This window comes from Nitrospirae bacterium YQR-1, from assembly GCA_039908095.1.
GTDB lineage: Bacteria > Nitrospirota > Thermodesulfovibrionia > Thermodesulfovibrionales > Magnetobacteriaceae > Magnetomonas.
Genome location: JAMOBJ010000092.1, coordinates 1 through 885, shown reverse-complemented (window position 1 = coordinate 885; position 885 = coordinate 1). Strand labels below are relative to the sequence as shown.

The window sequence follows — 885 nt, the reverse complement described above, 5'->3', positions numbered from 1 at the left end:
ACAAACTCTTGCTCCCACAATATATTGACCGTAATCTTATGCTATAAAATCACGGGTGGGGTTAACTTGACGCTTACCAACCAAAGATAAGGAAGGCACCGGCATAGGCCTTTACATGTCCAAAACGATAATAGAGACGAATATGGGAGGTAGTCTTACAGTTCATAATGTAGATGGTGGTGCTGAGTTTGTGATAAGATTGGATGCAAGTGGTGATTGAGATGGATCCACAGGCTAAAAAAATAGAAGAACTCTCAGAACTTTTAAACAAAGCAAACGAAAAGTTAAAACAATTGGAATTGGACAAACAACGTGCCGAAGCCGAAACTGAAGCGCTGTTGAAAAGTATGCCAACTACAGTTGCTAATCTGGATCATATACCTCAAAATAAGCAAATCAATGCTATTAATGCCGCCAAACGTGCTTTAAAAGCCATCAGAAAGTCCCAGTCAATTTTATACAATTCAGCAAATGAAGGATATCTGCTTAGAGGGATATGCCGAGTGATAGTTGAAGAGGCAGGATATATGTTTGCATGGATTGGATACAAAGTTCACGACGAGACTAAATCTATTAAGCCTATGGCACATTTTGGACACGAAAAGGGATATTTAGATGCTATCAACATAACATGGCATGATGATGTTCAAGGATACGGACCTACTGGAACCGCAGTACGTACCGGTAAACCAGCCGTTTGCAGAGACATTTTGACAGATACTTTATATGCTCCATGGCGTAAGGAAGCAACTGAGAGGGGATATGCATCTTCTATAGGCTTACCGTTAATAAATGAAGATGAGGTTATAGGTGCTTTAAATATCTATGCAGAAGAACCTGATGCTTTTGATGAAGACGAGGTGGGATTATTGATAGATTTATCCC

Annotated in this window: 1 protein-coding gene; it reads left to right on the top strand. The window is 39.8% G+C overall.

Features of this window, described 5'->3' with window-relative positions:
* Positions 1-221: 221 nt before the first annotated feature.
* Positions 222-885 (top strand): GAF domain-containing protein (locus H7844_16050; GenBank protein MEO5358789.1); only part of this gene is annotated, 664 nt, incomplete at its 3' end.